Origin of the sequence: Lysobacter brunescens, from assembly GCF_042677005.1 — a bacterium.
In the GTDB taxonomy this organism is placed as follows: Bacteria; Pseudomonadota; Gammaproteobacteria; order Xanthomonadales; family Xanthomonadaceae; genus Lysobacter_I; species Lysobacter_I brunescens.
Genome location: NZ_JBHTIF010000001.1, coordinates 2562803 through 2579823, shown reverse-complemented (window position 1 = coordinate 2579823; position 17021 = coordinate 2562803). Strand labels below are relative to the sequence as shown.

Annotated in this window: 17 protein-coding genes; 14 read left to right on the top strand and 3 right to left on the bottom strand. The window is 67.1% G+C overall.

The window, feature by feature from the left end; genetic code table 11:
- The first annotated feature begins 45 nt into the window (after window positions 1–45).
- The 5 genes from ACFQ0E_RS11500 (at window position 46) to ACFQ0E_RS11480 (ending at window position 3972) form a co-directional block, all read left to right on the top strand.
- Window positions 46–1005 (top strand): acetyl-CoA carboxylase carboxyltransferase subunit alpha, encoded by a 960-nt coding sequence (locus ACFQ0E_RS11500; RefSeq protein WP_386823769.1) that lies wholly within the window; start codon window positions 46–48, stop codon window positions 1003–1005.
- Window positions 1006–1164: 159 nt separating this feature from the next.
- Window positions 1165–2235, top strand: a complete 1071-nt coding sequence (gene ppk2, locus ACFQ0E_RS11495; RefSeq protein WP_386823768.1) for a polyphosphate kinase 2 — start codon at window positions 1165–1167, stop codon at window positions 2233–2235.
- A 283-nt stretch (window positions 2236–2518) separates the two neighbouring features.
- Window positions 2519–2908, top strand: a complete 390-nt coding sequence (locus tag ACFQ0E_RS11490) for an HU family DNA-binding protein (protein WP_137853364.1) — start codon at window positions 2519–2521, stop codon at window positions 2906–2908.
- A 121-nt stretch (window positions 2909–3029) separates the two neighbouring features.
- Window positions 3030–3314, top strand: a complete 285-nt coding sequence (locus ACFQ0E_RS11485; protein WP_386823767.1) for a helix-hairpin-helix domain-containing protein — start codon at window positions 3030–3032, stop codon at window positions 3312–3314.
- Between the two features lie 82 nt (window positions 3315–3396).
- Complete coding sequence (locus tag ACFQ0E_RS11480; protein ID WP_386823766.1) at window positions 3397–3972, top strand: DUF1439 domain-containing protein; 576 nt, start codon at window positions 3397–3399, stop codon at window positions 3970–3972.
- 22 nt (window positions 3973–3994) lie between these two features.
- Here ACFQ0E_RS11480 and ACFQ0E_RS11475 read toward each other — a convergent pair whose 3' ends face one another.
- The 3 genes from ACFQ0E_RS11475 to ACFQ0E_RS11465 all read right to left on the bottom strand — a co-directional run bounded on the left by ACFQ0E_RS11475 (window position 3995) and on the right by ACFQ0E_RS11465 (window position 7226).
- Window positions 3995–6229: a DUF5916 domain-containing protein gene (locus tag ACFQ0E_RS11475; protein WP_386823765.1), complete on the bottom strand. Its 2235-nt coding sequence runs from the start codon at window positions 6227–6229 to the stop codon at window positions 3995–3997.
- A gap of 174 nt (window positions 6230–6403) precedes the next feature.
- A complete protein-coding gene (locus ACFQ0E_RS11470; protein WP_386823764.1) occupies window positions 6404–6874 on the bottom strand; it encodes an SET domain-containing protein in 471 nt (156 codons plus the stop codon).
- A 103-nt stretch (window positions 6875–6977) separates the two neighbouring features.
- The gene (locus ACFQ0E_RS11465; RefSeq protein WP_386823763.1) at window positions 6978–7226 is read right to left on the bottom strand and encodes a hypothetical protein; all 249 of its coding nucleotides are present in this window, start codon (window positions 7224–7226) and stop codon (window positions 6978–6980) included.
- Between the two features lie 206 nt (window positions 7227–7432).
- On the opposite strand from ACFQ0E_RS11465, the gene ACFQ0E_RS11460 reads away from it, so the two are divergent.
- The 9 genes from ACFQ0E_RS11460 (at window position 7433) to ACFQ0E_RS11420 (ending at window position 16997) form a co-directional block, all read left to right on the top strand.
- Window positions 7433–7885, top strand: a complete 453-nt coding sequence (locus ACFQ0E_RS11460; RefSeq protein ID WP_386823762.1) for an SUF system Fe-S cluster assembly regulator — start codon at window positions 7433–7435, stop codon at window positions 7883–7885.
- 10 nt (window positions 7886–7895) lie between these two features.
- Window positions 7896–9371 carry a Fe-S cluster assembly protein SufB gene (gene sufB / locus ACFQ0E_RS11455; protein WP_386823761.1) on the top strand — a complete coding sequence of 492 codons (1476 nt, stop codon included), beginning with the start codon at window positions 7896–7898 and terminating at the stop codon, window positions 9369–9371.
- Complete coding sequence (locus ACFQ0E_RS11450; RefSeq protein ID WP_386823760.1) at window positions 9368–10240, top strand: ACT domain-containing protein; 873 nt, start codon at window positions 9368–9370, stop codon at window positions 10238–10240. Before sufB ends, ACFQ0E_RS11450 begins: the two co-directional genes overlap by 4 nt.
- Complete coding sequence (gene sufC, locus ACFQ0E_RS11445; protein ID WP_386823759.1) at window positions 10234–11016, top strand: Fe-S cluster assembly ATPase SufC; 783 nt, start codon at window positions 10234–10236, stop codon at window positions 11014–11016. The genes ACFQ0E_RS11450 and sufC overlap by 7 nt, the downstream gene beginning before the upstream one ends.
- Window positions 11013–12314, top strand: a complete 1302-nt coding sequence (gene sufD / locus ACFQ0E_RS11440) for a Fe-S cluster assembly protein SufD (RefSeq protein WP_386823758.1) — start codon at window positions 11013–11015, stop codon at window positions 12312–12314. Before sufC ends, sufD begins: the two co-directional genes overlap by 4 nt.
- Window positions 12311–13534 (top strand): cysteine desulfurase, encoded by a 1224-nt coding sequence (locus tag ACFQ0E_RS11435; RefSeq protein WP_386823757.1) that lies wholly within the window; start codon window positions 12311–12313, stop codon window positions 13532–13534. The genes sufD and ACFQ0E_RS11435 overlap by 4 nt, the downstream gene beginning before the upstream one ends.
- Before the next feature lie 13 nt (window positions 13535–13547).
- A complete protein-coding gene (locus ACFQ0E_RS11430; RefSeq protein ID WP_386823756.1) occupies window positions 13548–14117 on the top strand; it encodes a GNAT family N-acetyltransferase in 570 nt (189 codons plus the stop codon).
- On the top strand, window positions 14114–14437 hold the full coding sequence (locus ACFQ0E_RS11425) for a Rieske (2Fe-2S) protein (protein ID WP_386823755.1): 324 nt from the start codon (window positions 14114–14116) through the stop codon (window positions 14435–14437). The genes ACFQ0E_RS11430 and ACFQ0E_RS11425 overlap by 4 nt, the downstream gene beginning before the upstream one ends.
- A gap of 295 nt (window positions 14438–14732) precedes the next feature.
- Window positions 14733–16997 carry a TonB-dependent receptor gene (locus ACFQ0E_RS11420; protein ID WP_386823754.1) on the top strand — a complete coding sequence of 755 codons (2265 nt, stop codon included), beginning with the start codon at window positions 14733–14735 and terminating at the stop codon, window positions 16995–16997.
- Window positions 16998–17021 lie beyond the last annotated feature (24 nt).

Here is a 17021-nt window from a genome sequence, read left to right as displayed (position 1 = left end):
GCTAGACTTGGGGCCCGAACCGGTCACGGCACACCCCACCCGCGCATGAATCCGAACTACCTCGACTTCGAACAGCCGATCGCCGACCTCGAAACCAAGATCCGCGAACTCCGCCATGCCAGCAACGGTCCCGGCGTCAACATTGACACCGAAGTGCGCGCCCTGGAGGACAAGCTCCGCCTGCGCACCGCCCAGATCTTCCGCGACCTCAGCGCCTGGCAGGTCTCGCAGCTCGCGCGCCATCCCGCGCGCCCCTACACGCTCGACTACCTGCGCGTGATGTGCGACCAGTTCCAGGAACTGGCCGGCGACCGCGCCTTCGCCAACGACAACGCGATCGTCGGCGGCCTGGCCCGCATTAACGGCCGCAGCGTGATGGTGATCGGCCACGAGAAGGGCCGCGACACCAAGGCCAAGGTGCGCCGCAACTTCGGCATGCCCAAGCCCGAGGGCTATCGCAAGGCGCTGCGCCTGATGAAGATGGCCGAACGCTTCCGCCTGCCGATCCTCACCTTCATCGACACCGCCGGCGCCTGGCCGGGCATCGACGCCGAAGAGCGCGGCCAGTCCGAGGCCATCGCCCGCAACCTGCTGGAAATGTCCGAGCTGAAGGTGCCGATCCTGTGCACCGTGATCGGCGAAGGCGGCTCCGGCGGCGCGCTCGCCATCGGCGTCGGCGACCGCACGCTGATGCTCGAATACAGCACCTATTCGGTGATCTCGCCGGAAGGCTGCGCCTCGATCCTCTGGAAGACCGCCGACCGCAAGCAGGACGCGGCCGACGCGATGGCGATCACCGCCAAACGCCTGAAGGATCTCGGCCTGATCGACAAGATCGTGCGCGAGCCGATCGGCGGCGCGCACCGCAACCCGGTGCAGATGGCCCGTCGCCTCAAGGCCGTGCTGCTCAACGAGCTGGATGCCCTCGAAGCCCTGCCGACCGAGGACCTGCTCGACCGCCGCTACAAGCGCCTGCGCGGCTACGGCGCGTACGAAGCGGCCTGAGTCTTCCCCGCACACGGCGCCGGCGCTCCGGCGCCGCTGCGCCGCTGCGCCGCTGCATTCCTCGCATCGCGTTTGACTTCGCTCAAGCGCATCCGGCGCGGCCGGCGGACGATGAGACAGCCCCCTCGGGGCATTCCCAGATCGTCGCCGGAGTCCGACATGGCTGCACCCCGCAAGCGTTCCACCCCTCGTCCGCGTCGCGCGCAGCCCACCGATGCGCGCACGGCCGTCACGTCCACGTCGGCAACCGCGCCCGATTCCGTCCAGCCGATTCCGGCGACGACCGACACCCCGGTCGATCCGACGCCTGCCGTGGCGATCGCGACGGACGCGCTTAGACCAGACCTGCTCGAACCAGACCTGCTCGAGCCCGGCCTGTCCGCCGACGCCGCGCTGCGCATGGAGGCAGTGCCGCTGAGCGACGAAGACAGCAGCAGCGCGCCGCTGCCGGCGGACTATCCCTACCGCACCCGCCTGCGCCGCCGCGAGTACGAAGCGGAAAAGAAGCGCCTGCAGATCGAACTGCTGAAGGTGCAGAGCTGGGTGAAGGACACCGGCCAGCGCATCGTCGTCCTGTTCGAGGGCCGCGACGCCGCCGGCAAGGGCGGCGCGATCAAGCGCTTCACCGAACACCTCAACCCGCGAGGCGCGCGCGTGGTCGCGCTGGAGAAACCGAGCGAGCAGGAGCGCGGCCAGTGGTATTTCCAGCGCTACATCGAACACCTGCCGACCACCGGCGAGATCGTGTTCTTCGACCGCAGCTGGTACAACCGCGCCGGCGTCGAACGCGTCATGGGCTTCTGTTCGCCCGAGGATTACCTGGAATTCCTGCGCGAAGCGCCCGAGTTCGAACGCATGCTCGTGCGCAGCGGCATCCGCCTCTACAAGTTCTGGTTCTCGGTCAGCCGCGAGGAACAGCTGCGCCGGTTCAAGTCGCGGCGCAGCGATCCGCTGAAGCACTGGAAACTCTCGCCGATCGACCTGCAGTCGCTGGACAAGTGGGACGATTACACCGAGGCCAAGTCGGCCATGTTCTTCCACACTGACACCGCCGACGCACCGTGGACCGTGGTCAAGTCCGACGACAAGAAACGCGCCCGGCTCAACGCCATGCGCCACGTGCTCGGCAGCCTGCCCTACCCCGGGAAGGATTCGCGCATCGCCCGCCCCGCCGATCCGCTGATCGTCGGCGACCCGAAGCGCCTCGGCGGCAACGGCGAGGGGCATTGAGCGGGGGCAGTGTATTGCTTGATGCGAGATAACGAGACCGGTCTGGATATGTCCCGCCATGTCCGATCGCAGCGATTTTCAGGGCATTTCCGCCACGCGCGACACGGTTTGCGGGCGCACACCGGGGGAAACACGGCGACGGACGCGTCGAAAAGCCGAAAATCCCCGAAAAAAACCGTCCCGGGGGCTTGGCGACGCCTCGACCATGGCCTACAGTTCACGGGCCGGGGCGGTAATCCGGCCCAGACAAAGATCAATCATCCGACGAGGAAAAAACACTCTCATGGCAACCAAGAAAAAAGCTGCGAAGAAGGTCGCCGGCAAAGCCAAGGCCCCCGCCAAGGCTGCCGCGCCGAAGCCGATCAAGGACGTGATGAGCAAGTCCGCTCTGGTCGCCCACATCGCCGGCGCGACCGAAGTCGCCGCCAAGGACGTGCGCGCCGTGATGGCCGCGCTCGAGGGCGCCATCCACGCCTCCATCGGCAAGAAGGGCGCAGGCCAGTTCGTGCTGCCGGGCGTGCTGAAGATCACTGCGGTGAGCGTTGCGGCCAAGCCGAAGCGCAAGGGCATCAACCCCTTCACCGGCCAGGAAACCGTCTTCGCAGCGAAGCCGGCCACCGTGAAGGTGAAGGTGCGCCCGATGAAGAAGCTCAAGGACGCCGCGACGGCCTGAGGTTCGACATCCCCATCACGGCGCATCATGCCGCGATGACCGCGAAGGCCGGATTTCCGCGAGGAATCCGGCCTTTTCGTTTGGACACGCCGCGATCCGGCGCATCACGACGGGACAGACCATGGCCAAGGCAAGCCACGCCACCGATGTCCGGCGTTTCCAGGACATTCCCAACCTGGGCCCCGCCACCGAGGCGGACCTGCGATTGCTCGGCATCGCCACGCCGGCCGATCTCGCCAGTCAGGATGCGTGGCTGCTCTACGATCGCCTGTGCACGCTCACCGGCGTCCGCCACGATCCCTGCGTGATCGACGTGTTCCTCGCGATCATCGACTTCATGCGCGGCGCGCCGCCACGTCCCTGGTGGGACTACACCCCGATGCGCAAGGCGCGCGTCGATCGCTGAAATCCCTCCCAGTCACGCCTGGCCCGATCACGCCCGGTTCACCGCACCCGCAGCATCGTTCCCCCACCCTCCGGAGACCGCCATGATCGCCCGACGCCGCACACTGCTCCGCGCCGCGCTGCTGCTTGCGACCACCGCCACGCTCGCCGCATGCGGCACGCTGGACACCGCGAAGGCTGTGCTGCTCAACCAGGTGTCCTTCACCCCGGCGCAGCTGCAGGCCCAGCTCGACAAGCACTATCCGCGTCAGTACGACCAGCTCGGCGGTCTGGTCACGCTCAGCGTGATGAATCCGCAGGTCGCCATCCCGCCCGACAGCACGCGCCTGCACCTGGATTTCGACATCGGCATCGAGGGCCTCGGCATGCGCAGCGACCGCCCCGCCGGACATATCGCGCTGACCAGCGGCCTGCGCTACGACCCGCGCAGCAACGCGCTGTACATGGAAGAGCCGACGCTGGAATCCGCAGAACTGCCGCTGCTCGGCGGCCGCATGAACGCCACCGGCCGCGATCTCATCAACGGCTGGCTGCGCGACTACGCGCGCGCAGAGCCGGTCTATCGCCTCGACGCTGAGACCCGGGAGAAACTCGGCGAGCGGCGCATCGCCGGCACGCTCATCCGCAACCAGCGGGTGGTGATCGAGCTGGATCGATGATGGCCGGGCGCGATCCCGCAGGTCAGATCTCGAACCGGTACGACAGCTTCACCAGCAGCTGCTCGCTGTCGCGCAGATCGAAGGCGCCAGTGAATTCATCGCCGACCGAATAGGGGCCGACACCGCGCTGGAACAGCGAACCGCCGCGCACGTAGGCCACGTACAGGTACGACAGCGGGGCGAATTCGTAGCGGTAACGCACCTGGAACCCGAGGTTGCGCAGGGCGAAGTCGTCGAGCGCGTCGTTGCTGCGCACCGGCGTGCCATCGGCGGCGACGCGCCAGGCGCGCTTGGCCTCGGCATCCAGGCCCAGGGCTTCCAGGCGCACGCGCAGCTCCTGCTTCGGGTCGATCAGCCAGACCGAGCCCAGGCTGAGGAACGCCTGTTCGGAACCGAACGTACCCAGCAGGTTGTCGCCACGCCACAGCAGCCAGTCGGGATTGCGCTGCAGTTCGAGGCCCGCCGAAAAGCTCAGGTCGTCGTTGACCGCATAAGCAGGCTCGAGCGTGACCGACCACGCGCCGCGGTCGATGCCGCCCAGGCCTTCGGCGCTGTAGCGGAGGTTGGCATAGAACGACCAGTGCGTCTTCTTCGGGAAAAAACGCTCGGCGAAACCGAACAGACGGCCGGGATGCTTCACGGCACCGTGCCCCCGCGTGATCAGGTCCTCGTGACCCGAAGTCCAGCCGGCGATCTCGACGAACTGGTTGCCGCCGTCGCGGCGCTCGCTGCCCCGGTTGATCGCGAAGGCATCCGCGATGTGCACGCCATCGTCGTTGGTGCGACGCGACACCGCATACCGCCACTGGTGCGACGCGTAAGGCGAGTCCTCCGGAAGGCCGGTGATGCGCCGCGACACCTCGTAGCGCCCGTAGTTGAAGTTGTTGCGATCCAGGAAGCCGAAATCGTTGAGCTGCAGGTCGCCGCCGGTATGCAGCAGGTAGAGCTGCTGGCGCCAGGCATCGTTGATCTGGTGGTCGATGCGCATCTGCCCGCCGGTGTCGCGCAAGCGATCGCCGTTCTGCACGACGCTGGAACCGACGACATTGCTGCGCACCGTCCAGCGCGCGTTCGGGCTCCAGCGGTGGTCGAGCGAGAAGACCGTGGCCTCGCGGTCGAGGAACGGCCGGTTCACCCGCGTGAGCATCGCGCCGACGCCCTGCCCCGCGAAATCGCGGGTGGCGCGCAGGGCATAGAAATCGCGGCCGGCGTCGTCGTTCTCGGTGGCGGCGAACACGCCATAGCCGAAACCGCCTGCGCTGCCGTTGATCTTCACCGCCGCGGCCACGTCGCCGGCACCGCTGCCGTCGTCGGCGGGCGCGCCGATGCGTCGGGTGTAGATCAACTGCTGCGCATTGCCGAGCGAACCGAACGGGACTTCGAAATACCCCTGGTTCTCGGTGAAGAACGGCCGCTTGTCGCCGAAGAAGGTCTCGATGGCGCTGAAGTTGACGACGATGCCGTCGCTTTCGACCTGGCCGAAGTCGGGATTGATCGTGCCGCTGAGCTGGAACTGGCCGTTCGGCTTCCAGAAGATGTCCGCGCCGGCGTCGAAGTCGGCCTTGCCGCCGACGTTGTCGTACAGGCCCACGACGTAGGGCGTGATCGCCAGCAGCGACTGGCTGTACTGCGGCACCTCGACCTTGCGCAGTTCGCTGAGGTAGCGCTGCTCGTTGAAGCTGATCGCCGGCCAAGCCATGCGCTCGTTGCTGTCGCCGACCACGCGGTCGAGGGCCAGGCCGATCGTGCGCGTCGCGCCGTCGCCCTGGCGCATCGGCGCGATGTGCCAGGGAATGAGCATCTCGGCCGACCAGCCGTCGTCGTCTTCGGACACCGCATGCGTCCAGTGGCCGTCCCAGTCGCCGTTGAACTGGTTCTCGTTGCTGATCGTGCTGTCTGCGATGTCGTTCGACAGGCCGACCATGAAGTTGTAGCCGCTGCGGCCGTCGCCGTCGAAGTCGACGTAGACGTTCACGCGGTCGACGTTGCCGTTGCGGTCGCGCTGGAAGCGTTGCCGGGTGCGCGGGACGCGCGCCGGCTGACGGTTGCGGAAAGCGATGGCCAGACCGTATTCGGTGGCCTTGTACCAGGCTTCGGTCGCGTGGGGGCTGGGCGCGCGGGTCAACGGCTGGGTGAGGCGGAAGTCGTCGATGCGTTGCGCATCGGCCCATTCCGTCGGATCGATCCTCCCGTCCACCTGGACGGCGAGGACGGGCAGAGGCAACGAGAAGACCAGTGCGGAGAGCAATGCGCGCATGGCACATCCCGAATGAAAACGTGGCGCACATGCTCGCGCCACGCCTCTACTGCGACGACTGTCTTAAGTCATGGAAACGTTCCGCCCGCCGCATCCTCCGTCACTCCGGACTTTGCCGAAACGGGCGGCAAAGCATGACGAAGGCCGATGCACTGCGGCATCGGCGTTCTTGCATCAGCGCTTGGGCTGCAGCATCGTCCCGGTGCAGTTCTTCGAGCCGCAGCGGCATTCCCAGAGCTTCTTGAGCTTGGGCGTGTAGCGCTCTTCGAGGACGATGCCGTAGTTGTAGGTCAGCTCCTCGCCGGGCTTGATGTCGCGGATCGCCTCGATGAAGACCTTGTCCTTGTGCGACTTGCCCTTGTCGTTCTCTTCGGTGACCGACTCGCAGTTCGGGTCGCAGCTGTGGTTGATCCAGCGCGCGACGTTGCCGCCCTCGTTCGCGTCGATGACGTACTCGTCGTTGAGGGTGAAGAGGAAGGTGTGGCCGTTCTCGTCCTGGTCGCCGTACATGCGATCGACTTCCTTGTGCGTGCGCAGCGTGCCCTTGTAACGGACGATGCGCTCACCCTTGCGGATCGGTTCGTCGGCGAACACGCCATTGCCGTGGATGCTGGACAGGCGGGCGACGATCTTCTTCTTGGGCATGGGCGTGCGTGATCCAGCGGGACGGAGGCCTCGGATTATGGCGCATTTGCCTGCGGGGCGGCTCGCGCCCCGCGCCATCGTCACGGGCCTCGCAACGACCGCTTCAGAACCACACGCGCCAGAGGCCGGTCCAGAACACGGCCATACCCAGGCCGAACAGGGTCCAGAAGATCGACTTGAGTCCGCGCAGGGCCTTCCAGGCCAGGAAGATCGCACCGATCGCGAGCAGCCAGCGCAGCACCTGCGATCCCCGGCCCTCGGTCGACACCTTGGCCGCGCGCTCGACCAGTTGGCCGGCGACGGTGTGCAGCGTGGTTTCGAGGACGGTGCGGGTCTGGGTCTGGGCATTCATGGCGGACTCCTGTGTGCGTGGCGGGATGGCGGTGATTCTCCGGATCGCGCACCACCGGACCATTGCGGATCGTCAGCGATCGGACCTGACATTCGTCACCCGCTGCCGCCCATGCCGACCCGAGGCATCCTGGTCCGCCGATTTGAGCCCTGGGTGGCGAAAGCGTACAATTTCGGTCCTCTTTGTTTCCCGCGCCGGCCGGACACATGCTCCGCGTCACCAAGCTCACCGATTACGCGACCCTCGTGCTGACCGTTCTGGCCAGCACGCCCGAGGCCGTGCTCAGCGCCAGCGGGCTGGCCGAGCGCGCCGGACTGGAAGCGCCGACCGTGGCCAAGGTGCTGAAACCCCTGGCCCAGGCCGGGCTGGTGCAGGCCTTCCGCGGCGCCAGCGGCGGCTACCGCCTCTCCCGCCCCGCCGGCGAGATCTCCCTGGTCGAGATCCTGGAGGCGATGGAAGGCCCGCTGGCGATGACCGAGTGCAGCGTGCACGACGGCCAGTGCGGCATCGAACACTCCTGCGGCGCCCGCGCGAACTGGCGCCGCATCAACGACGTGGTCGCCGAGGCCCTGCGCGGGATCTCGCTGGCCGACATGGCCCTGCCCCCCGGCGCGCCGCTGCCGCGCAAGGCCATTCCCGTCGCGCTGACTGCGCGCTGAGGTATCGAAGATGACGCTCCCCACCCCGCAAGCCTCGACTCCCGAACCGGTGCAGAACGCCGAGATCCTCGAACAGCTCGGCCGTCGCTACGACGCCGGCTTCGTGACCGACATCGAGACCGACACCCTCCCGCCCGGTCTGGACGAAGGCGTGATCCGCTTCCTGTCGGCCAAGAAGGAAGAGCCCGAGTGGATGACCGAGTGGCGCCTCGCCGCCTACCGGCACTGGCTGACCATGACCCCGCCGGAGTGGGCGAAGCTGGAGATCGGCGCGATCGACTTCCAGGCGATCAGCTACTACGCCGCGCCCAAGGGCCCGAAGTACGCCTCGATCGACGACGTGCCGAAGGAACTGCTCGACACCTACGACAAGCTCGGCGTGCCGCTGCACGAACGCGCGAAGCTGGCCGGCGTCGCCGTCGACGCGGTCTTCGACTCGGTGAGCGTCGGCACCACCTTCCGCAAGGAACTGGCCGAGAAGGGCATCATCTTCTGCTCGATGTCCGAGGCCATCAAGGAACATCCCGAGCTGGTGAAGCAGTACCTCGGCAGCGTGGTGCCGGTGGGCGACAACTACTTCGCCGCGCTCAATTCCGCCGTCTTTTCCGATGGCAGCTTCGTGTTCATCCCGCGCGGCGTGCGCTGCCCGATGGAGCTGAGCACCTACTTCCGCATCAACGCCATGAACACCGGACAGTTCGAGCGCACCCTGATCGTGTGCGAAGACAAGTCGTACGTGAGCTACCTCGAAGGCTGCACCGCGCCGATGCGCGACGAGAACCAGCTGCATGCGGCGGTGGTCGAGCTGGTCGCGCTGGAAGACGCCGAAATCAAGTATTCGACGGTGCAGAACTGGTATCCGGGCGACGAGAACGGCAAGGGCGGCATCTACAACTTCGTCACCAAGCGCGGCGAATGCCGGGGCGCGCGCAGCAAGATCAGCTGGACCCAGGTCGAGACCGGTTCGGCGATCACCTGGAAATACCCGTCCTGCGTGCTGCTCGGCGACGACTCGGTCGGCGAGTTCCATTCGGTGGCGCTCACCCACCATCGCCAGCAGGCCGACACCGGCACCAAGATGATCCATGTCGGCAAGCGCACCAAGTCGAAGATCGTCAGCAAGGGCATCAGCGCCGGTCGCGGCCAGAACAGCTATCGCGGTCTGGTCAAGGTCGAGCGCGGCGCCGACGGCGCGCGCAACCATACCCAGTGCGACAGCCTGCTGATCGGCAAGAAGTGCGGCGCGCACACCTTCCCCTACGTGGAAGTGAAGAACCCGACCGCGACCGTCGAGCACGAAGCCACGACCTCGAAGATCAGCGATGACCAGCTGTTCTACTGCCGCAGTCGCGGTATTTCCGAGGAAGACGCGGTGTCGATGATCGTCGACGGCTTCTGCAAGTCGGTGTTCCGCGAACTGCCGATGGAATTCGCGGTGGAAGCGAAGAAGCTGCTCGAAGTCTCGCTGGAAGGCTCGGTGGGATGACCGCGAGCGTCGGCGAAACCGATCTGCAGCGCCTCCTGGCCGGGCTGTCGCCCGCGCTGGCCGCGCGTCCGCGCGCGATCCGCACCCAGGCGCACGATGCAGCGGTGCCGGCGCACGCGATCATGCTGTTCCGCGAGGACGAAGGCGCGACCGTGGTCGTCGAGGCAGGCGAAGACGATGCTGCGCATGCCGACGAACCGCGCTGGGCGCAGATCACCCTGCGCATCCATTCCAGTCTCGACGCGGTGGGGATGATGGCCGCGATCGCCACCGCTCTCGCCGAGCGCGCCATCCCCTGCAACGCGGTGTCGGCCTATTTCCACGACCACCTGTTCGTGCCGTGGACGCAGCGCGAGGACGCGCTGGAAGCCTTGCGCACGCTGGCAAGCGGTGCCGGTGCGATTCGCGTGCGGGAAGCGGTCGACACCGACATACCGGCGATGCACGCGATCCGCATGGACGTGCGCGAAAACACCCTGAGTGACCCGTCCTGGCTGACCCCGGATGTGTATCGCGCCCACCTGGGCGGCGCCGGCGCATCGAACAGCTGGGTCTGCGAACGCGACGCTCGCATCCTCGGCTTTTCGGTCGCGCGACAGGCGCAGGCCGACATCTGGGCGCTGTTCGTCGACCCCGCCAACGAGGGCCAAGGCATCGGCCGCCGCCTGATCGCCGTCGCCACCGACTGGCTGTTCGCGCAGGGCGTCGACATCGTGTCGCTGAGCACCGCGCCGGACACGCGCGCCGATACGTTCTATCGCGCCAACGGCTGGCAGCGCGGCGAATTCACCGACAAGGGCGAGGTGATGTTCCGCCTGCCCCGCATCACTCCTCCTCTTCTGCGTCATTCCGGACTTCCGACATGCTGACCATTTCCAACCTCCACGCCCGCGTCGCCGGCAAGGACATCCTCAAGGGCCTCTCGCTCGACGTGAAGCCCGGCGAAGTCCACGCGATCATGGGCCCGAACGGCGCCGGCAAGTCCACGCTGGGCAACATCCTGTCCGGTCGCGAGGGCTACGAGGTCGGCGAAGGCAAGGTCACGTTCGAAGGCCGCGACCTGCTCGCGCTGGAACCCGAGGAGCGCGCCGCCGCCGGCGTGTTCCTGGCCTTCCAGTACCCGGTCGAGATCCCGGGCGTGAACAACACCTACTTCCTGCGCAGCGCCCTGAATGCGCAGCGCAAGGCACGCGGCGAGAGCGAACTGGACTCGATGCAGTTCCTCAAGCTGGTGCGCGAGAAGCTGGCCGTGCTGCACCTGAAGGACGAGCTGCTGCATCGCGGCGTCAACGAAGGCTTCAGCGGCGGCGAGAAGAAGCGCAACGAGATCTTCCAGCTCGCCGTGCTCGAACCGAAGCTGGCGATCCTCGACGAAACCGATTCCGGCCTCGACATCGACGCACTGAAAGCTGTCGCTGATGGCGTGAACGCGCTACGCAGTCCGGACCGCGCCTTCATCGTGATCACCCATTACCAGCGCCTGCTCGATTACATCAAGCCGGACGTGGTGCACGTGCTCGCCGACGGCCGCATCGTCGAGAGCGGCGGCCCGGAGCTGGCGCTGGAACTCGAAGCCCACGGCTATGCCTGGATCAAGGATCGCCTGGCGCCGGGCGCGCAGGCGACGGGAGCGGCCGCACGATGAGCGCCCTGCTCGACGCGTTCGCGCAGGCGTTCGATGCGCTGGCGCAACCCGAGGCCGCCGGCCTGGGCGAGAGCCGCCGTGCCGCGCGCGATGCGCTGCTCCGCGACGGCCTGCCGGCACCGCGCAGCGAAGCCTGGAAATACACGCCGCTGCGCGCGCTGGAACGGCGCGCCTTCGTGCCGGCTGCCGCTGTCGAGATCGATGCCGCAGCGCTCGACGCGCGCCTCGCCGCGATCCCGACGCCGCGTCTGGTCTTCGTCGATGGCCGTGTCGATGCGGCGCGCAGCGACATCTCGGCCTTGCCGGCCGGCGTCGACGCACAGCCGCTGTCGCGCGTGCTGCGCGAAGGCGAGCCGCGCGATGTCAACGTCCTGCAGCGCCGCTACGCCGGCGCCGATGCTCTGTTCGCCGTCGCCAACGCCGCACTGGCCGAGGAAGGCGTCGTGATCCGCGTCGAACAGGGCGTTGTCGTCGACGCCCCGCTGTACGTGGTCTTCGTCGCCAGCGGCGCGCAGGCCGATGCGGCCGTGCATTTGCGTCACCTCGTCGACCTGCGCAACGACGCCGCGCTGACCCTGGTCGAACATCACATCGCGCTCGGCGAGGATCGCGGCCTGCGCAACCACGTGCTGCATGCGCATCTCGGCCAGCGCGCGCGCCTCGTCCATGCCCGCGTGCAGGACGACGCGGAGGGCGCCAGCGCCTTCGCGCGCACCGACGCGGTGCTGGCGCGCGACGCGGACTACCGCCGCGTTGACCTCGAGCTCGGCGCTGCGTTGTCGCGCCACGAACTCAACGTGCGTCTGGAAGGCGAAGGCGCCAGGCTCGCCGCCAACGGCGTGCTGCTCGCCGACGGCAAACGGCATGTCGATACCCGCCTGGGCATCGAGCACATCGCCCGCGACACCGCCTGCGACCTGCTGTGGCGCGGCCTCGGCGCCGGTCGCGGCCGTGCGGTGTTCCATGGCGGGATCACCATCCGCGAAGGCGCGGATGGCACCAACGCCAACCTGTCGAACAAGAACCTCCTGCTTTCGGCCAACGCCGAAATCGACACCCAGCCGGTGCTGGTCATCCACGCCGACGAAGTGCAGGCCGCGCACGGTGCCACCGTCGGTCAGATCGACCCGACCGCGCTGTTCTACCTGCGCTCGCGCGGTCTGCCCGAACTGGAGGCACGTGCCCTGTTGACGGCCGCGTTCTGCCGCGAAGTCCTCGCCGTGGTCGAGGATGCCGCGCTGCGCGCGGCGCTGACCGCCACGCTGGACATCCACCTTTCGCGAGTGTCGCCCGCATGAGCACGACGCACGACTGGGCCGCGATCCGTGCGGACTTCCCGCTGCTGACCCGCGAAGTCCACGGCAAACCGCTGGTCTACCTCGACTCGGCGAACACCGGGCAGAAGCCGGCGAAGGTCATCGACACCGTCGACGACTTCTTCCGCCAGCACAACGCCAACGTCAGCCGCGCCGTTCACGCGCTGGGCACCGAGGCCACCGAGGCGTACGAGGCGTCGCGCACGAAACTCGCCGGGTTCCTCAAGGCGCATCGCGACGAACTCGTGCTGTGCAGCGGCACGACCTTCGCGATCAATATCGTGGCCTATTCCTGGGCGCTGCCGCGCCTGAAGGCCGGCGACGCCATCCTGGTCAGCCGCATGGAGCACCACGCCAACATCGTGCCGTGGCAACTGGTCGCCGAGCGCACCGGTGCCGTGATCAAGGTCGCCGAAATCCGCGAGGACGGCACGCTCGACCTCGATGCGCTGTACGCGGCAATGACCCCGGACGTGAAGCTGCTGGCCCTGGCCCACGTGAGCAACGTGCTGGGCACGGTCAATCCGGTGAAGGAGATCTGCCGCGAAGCGCGCCGACGCGGCATCACGACCGTGATCGACGGCTCGCAGGCGGCGCCGCACCGCGCCGTGGACGTGCCATCGCTGGGCTGCGATTTCTACGCGATCACCGGCCACAAGATGTGCGGGCCCACCGGCACCGGCGCGCTGTGGGCGCGCAGGGAACACCTCGCCGCGATGCCGCCCTTCCTCGGCGGCGGCGAGATGATCAAGGAAGTGCGCTTCGCGGGCACGGTCTTCAACGACGGACCGCATCGCTTCGAAGCCGGCACGCCGAACATCGCCGGCCACATCGGCCTCGGCGCGGCGGTCGACTACCTGTCCGCGATCGGCATGGACGCGATCGAAGCGCGCGAGGCCGAACTGCTCGCTCACGCCAACGAGGAGCTGCGCAAGGTCGACGGCCTGCGCATCCTCGGCGAAGCGCCGGAAAAGGCCGCGGTGATCAGCTTCCTGGTCGCGGGCGCGCATGCGCACGACCTCGCGACCCTGCTCGACCTCGAAGGCGTCGCGGTACGCTCCGGCCAGCACTGCGCGCATCCGCTGCTGCAGTTCTACGGCGTACCTGCCACCTGCCGCGCCTCGTTTGCCTTCTACAACACGCACGACGAGATCGAACGTTTCGTCGCCGCGCTGCGCAAGGTGCGCCACCTGCTTGCCTGATCGCCACCACGCCATGACCACCCTCGCCTTCCGCACCGCCACCGACGCCGACATCCCCGCGCTCATCGACCTGGTGACCTCGGCCTATCGCGGCGACGCCAGCCGCGTCGGCTGGACCACCGAAGCCGACCTGCTCGACGGCCAGCGCATCGATGCCGACATGCTGCGCACCGATCTCGAACGGCCGCGCAGCGTCATTCTCGTCGCCGAGGACGCCGGCCGCATGGTCGCCTGTGCGCACGTCGCGGAAGAGGCCGCAGACGATGGCATCGCGACCGCGTATTTCGGCATGTTCTCGGTCGATCCGAGCATCCAGGGCGGCGGCATCGGCAAGGCCGTGCTCGCCGAAGCAGAACGCGTCGCCCGCGGGACACTGGGTTGCGCGCGCATGCGCATGACCGTGATCGACTGCCGCGACGAACTGATCGCGTTCTACGTGCGTCGCGGCTACCGGCGCACCGGCATCGTCAAGCCTTTCCCCTACGGCGACGCGCGCTACGGGCAGCCCAAGCGTCCCGACTTGCGCTTCGAAGTCCTCGAAAAATCCCTGGCTGCGGCCAGCCCCATGGAACCCGCCCGATGAGCGACTGGGTCTTCGTCTGTCCGACTTCGCAGCTGCTCCCCGGCGAAAAGGCCGTGGCCTGGGCCGGCGACACGCCGATCGTGGTGGTCAACCTCGACGGCGCGTTCTACGCGCTGGAAGACCGCTGCACGCACGACGAGTTCGAACTGTCCTCGGGCGACGTCGACCTTGCCGAGGGCAGCATCACCTGCGTGCTGCACGGCGCGCGCTTCTCGCTGCGCGATGGCGAGGCACTGTGTGCACCGGCCTATGAGCCGGTGGCCAAATTCCCGGTGAAGGTCGAGGACGGCCTGGTCTGGACCCGCGACGACCGGACCTGACGACGCCCTCCGCCCGGCATGACCGGGCGACATCGACGCATCCGTGCACGGAAAAGGCGGGACTTCGCTGCGGAGTCCCGCCTTTTTCGTGTCGACACATGAGCCGCGGCGAGTGAGAACATGTTGCAATTGATAATAATTATCATTTAACATCATCGCCGGTCCGACAGCCCCGTGCACGGACCTGTCCGCAGGCGAGAGAGCCAACGATTGCCGCCAGCCATCGTCGCCCGGAGCCGCCGTCGCGCAGCGCATGTCGCCGCGCGCGTCCCTTTGACCGTACCGACCGATGACCATGCCTGCCCACCTCGCGAAAACCGCACTCGCAGTCGCCGTACTGCTCGCCCTCTCCACCGCCGCCCAGGCGGAAACCCTGTCCGATGCTGCCGGCGATGCCGGCCTCGACGCCCAGACCATCGACAAGGTCGAAGTGCACGGCATGCGCCCCAAGGCGCAGTCGCCGAAATACACCGAATCGCTGCAGGACACGCCGCAGACCATCACCGTGGTCACCAAGGACGTGATGGCACAGCAGAACCTCCTGGGCCTGCGCGATGTACTGAGCACCCTCCCCGGCATCACCTTCGGCGCCGGTGAAGGCGGCGGTGGTTTCGGCGACAGCATCAACCTGCGCGGCTTCACTGCCAACAGCGACATCACCGTCGACGGCGTGCGCGACAGCGCGCAGTACAGCCGCAGCGACAACTTCAACCTCGAAGCGATCGAACTGGTCAACGGCGCGAACTCCGTGATGTCCGGCGCCGGCTCGGTCGGCGGCACGATCAACCTGTCCAGCAAGGTCGCCCGCGAAGGCGATGCCCATGCGTTCACGCTCGGTGCGGGCACCGACAGCTACGTACGCGGCACCGCCGACAGCAACTTCGACTTCGAGAACGGCACGGCCCTGCGCCTCAACGCGATGGTCCACCAGAACGACGTTCCGGGTCGCGACCACGAAGAAGCCAAGCGCTGGGGTTTCGCGCCGTCGATCGCCTTCGGCCTCGGCACCGACACCCGCTTCACCCTGAGCCATGTGCATCAGCAGGATGACAACACGCCGACCTACGGCGTGCCTTACTACCGCAACGCCTTCAACGACGGCCCGCTGCCGGGCGTCGATCCGTCGACGTATTTCGGCTTCCACAATTTCGATACGCAGGAAATCACCAGCGACACCACGACGGCAATCTTCGAGCACGACTTCAACGAGAAGTTCTCGATCCGCAACCTGACCCGCTGGTCCGAGGTCGAGCAACTCATCCGCGTGACGCCGCCGCAGGGCACCTGGTGCCTCGGCAACGGCACGCTCGTGACCACGGGCGCCGCTTGCGCCACCCCGGGCTTCTTCACCCAGGGCGGCCCGGCCGGCAACACGCGCGACACCCGCAACACGATCCTGTACACGCAGACCGATGCCACCCTGAACTTCTCGACCGGCAGCGTCGAACACGATCTCGTGGCCGGTTTCTCGATCATGCACGAGTCGTTCGACCTGGCCACGGGCAACTCGCTGCGCAATCCGAACGGCACCACGCCGACGTTCCCGGTCCGCAGCATCTACAACCCGGACACGCGCTGGACCGGCCCGGTGAACTTCATCGTGACCGGCAAGACCAAGGGTGACCTGGACAACCGTTCGCTGTACGTCTTCGACACCATCAAATTCAACCCGAAGTGGTGGCTCAGCCTCAGCGCGCGCTACGAGCGCAACGAAGGCGATACCAGCTCGATCACCATCGCCACCCCTGCCGCGGGCGGCGCGATCACCTACAACCCGACCTTCGAGAACGCCGACAACCTCTTCTCGTACCGCGCGGGCCTGGTGTTCAAGCCCGTCGAACACGGCACGATCTACTTCGCGTACTCCAACAGCAAGACGCCATCGAAGGCCTCGGTCAACGGCAGTTGCACCGCGCAGACCTGTGCTGTCGATCCGGAAACCGCAGTCAACGTCGAACTCGGCACCAAGTGGGATTTGCTGGACAGCAGGCTCGCGCTGACGGCAGCTCTCTTCCGCAACGAGCGCCAGAACTACAAGGTCGCCGACCCCGGCAATCCGAACAACCCGACCGGCGAACAGCAGCTCGACGGCAAGGCGCGCGTCGACGGCATCGCGCTGGGCGTGGCCGGCAACATCACCGATGCCTGGTCGGTGTTCGCCAACTACACCTACCTCGACAGCGAAGTGCTGCAGAGCGTCTCTGATTTCGTGCGCCAGACCACCGGCGTCGATGCGCAGGCGGGCAACCCGCTGACCAACACGCCGAAGCATTCGGCCAGCGCGTGGACGACCTACCGCCTGAACGACTGGACCATCGGCTACGGGGCGACCTATCAGGGCGACTTCTACCTCAACAACAGCGGCGCGGTGCTCTACAAGGCGCCGAGCTACTGGATGCACCGCGCGATGGTCGGCTATCGCATCAATGACGCCTTCGCCCTCCAATTGAACGTCAACAACCTGTTCGACAAGGAGTACTACACCCGCATCCGCAACAACGGCTGGGCCACACCTGGCGATGCGCGTTCGGCGACGTTGACGGCGACCTACCGCTTCTGATCCCCTAACCGCCCGTCGTATTTC

Bases quoted from the DNA above. Each gene is read 5' to 3' on its own strand.
- ACFQ0E_RS11465 (WP_386823763.1), bottom strand. From the start codon at position 7,226: ATGAATGCCCAGACCCAGACCCGCACCGTCCTCGAAACCACGCTGCAC.
- ACFQ0E_RS11460 (WP_386823762.1), top strand. From the start codon at position 7,433: ATGCTCCGCGTCACCAAGCTCACCGATTACGCGACCCTCGTGCTGACC.
- ACFQ0E_RS11435 (WP_386823757.1), top strand. From the start codon at position 12,311: ATGAGCACGACGCACGACTGGGCCGCGATCCGTGCGGACTTCCCGCTG.
- ACFQ0E_RS11485 (WP_386823767.1), top strand. From the start codon at position 3,030: ATGGCCAAGGCAAGCCACGCCACCGATGTCCGGCGTTTCCAGGACATT.
- sufD (WP_386823758.1), top strand. From the start codon at position 11,013: ATGAGCGCCCTGCTCGACGCGTTCGCGCAGGCGTTCGATGCGCTGGCG.
- ACFQ0E_RS11425 (WP_386823755.1), top strand. From the start codon at position 14,114: ATGAGCGACTGGGTCTTCGTCTGTCCGACTTCGCAGCTGCTCCCCGGC.
- sufB (WP_386823761.1), top strand. From the start codon at position 7,896: ATGACGCTCCCCACCCCGCAAGCCTCGACTCCCGAACCGGTGCAGAAC.
- ACFQ0E_RS11420 (WP_386823754.1), top strand. From the start codon at position 14,733: ATGCCTGCCCACCTCGCGAAAACCGCACTCGCAGTCGCCGTACTGCTC.
- ACFQ0E_RS11450 (WP_386823760.1), top strand. From the start codon at position 9,368: ATGACCGCGAGCGTCGGCGAAACCGATCTGCAGCGCCTCCTGGCCGGG.
- ppk2 (WP_386823768.1), top strand. From the start codon at position 1,165: ATGGCTGCACCCCGCAAGCGTTCCACCCCTCGTCCGCGTCGCGCGCAG.
- sufC (WP_386823759.1), top strand. From the start codon at position 10,234: ATGCTGACCATTTCCAACCTCCACGCCCGCGTCGCCGGCAAGGACATC.
- ACFQ0E_RS11480 (WP_386823766.1), top strand. From the start codon at position 3,397: ATGATCGCCCGACGCCGCACACTGCTCCGCGCCGCGCTGCTGCTTGCG.
- ACFQ0E_RS11500 (WP_386823769.1), top strand. From the start codon at position 46: ATGAATCCGAACTACCTCGACTTCGAACAGCCGATCGCCGACCTCGAA.
- ACFQ0E_RS11475 (WP_386823765.1), bottom strand. From the start codon at position 6,229: ATGCGCGCATTGCTCTCCGCACTGGTCTTCTCGTTGCCTCTGCCCGTC.
- ACFQ0E_RS11430 (WP_386823756.1), top strand. From the start codon at position 13,548: ATGACCACCCTCGCCTTCCGCACCGCCACCGACGCCGACATCCCCGCG.
- ACFQ0E_RS11490 (WP_137853364.1), top strand. From the start codon at position 2,519: ATGGCAACCAAGAAAAAAGCTGCGAAGAAGGTCGCCGGCAAAGCCAAG.
- ACFQ0E_RS11470 (WP_386823764.1), bottom strand. From the start codon at position 6,874: ATGCCCAAGAAGAAGATCGTCGCCCGCCTGTCCAGCATCCACGGCAAT.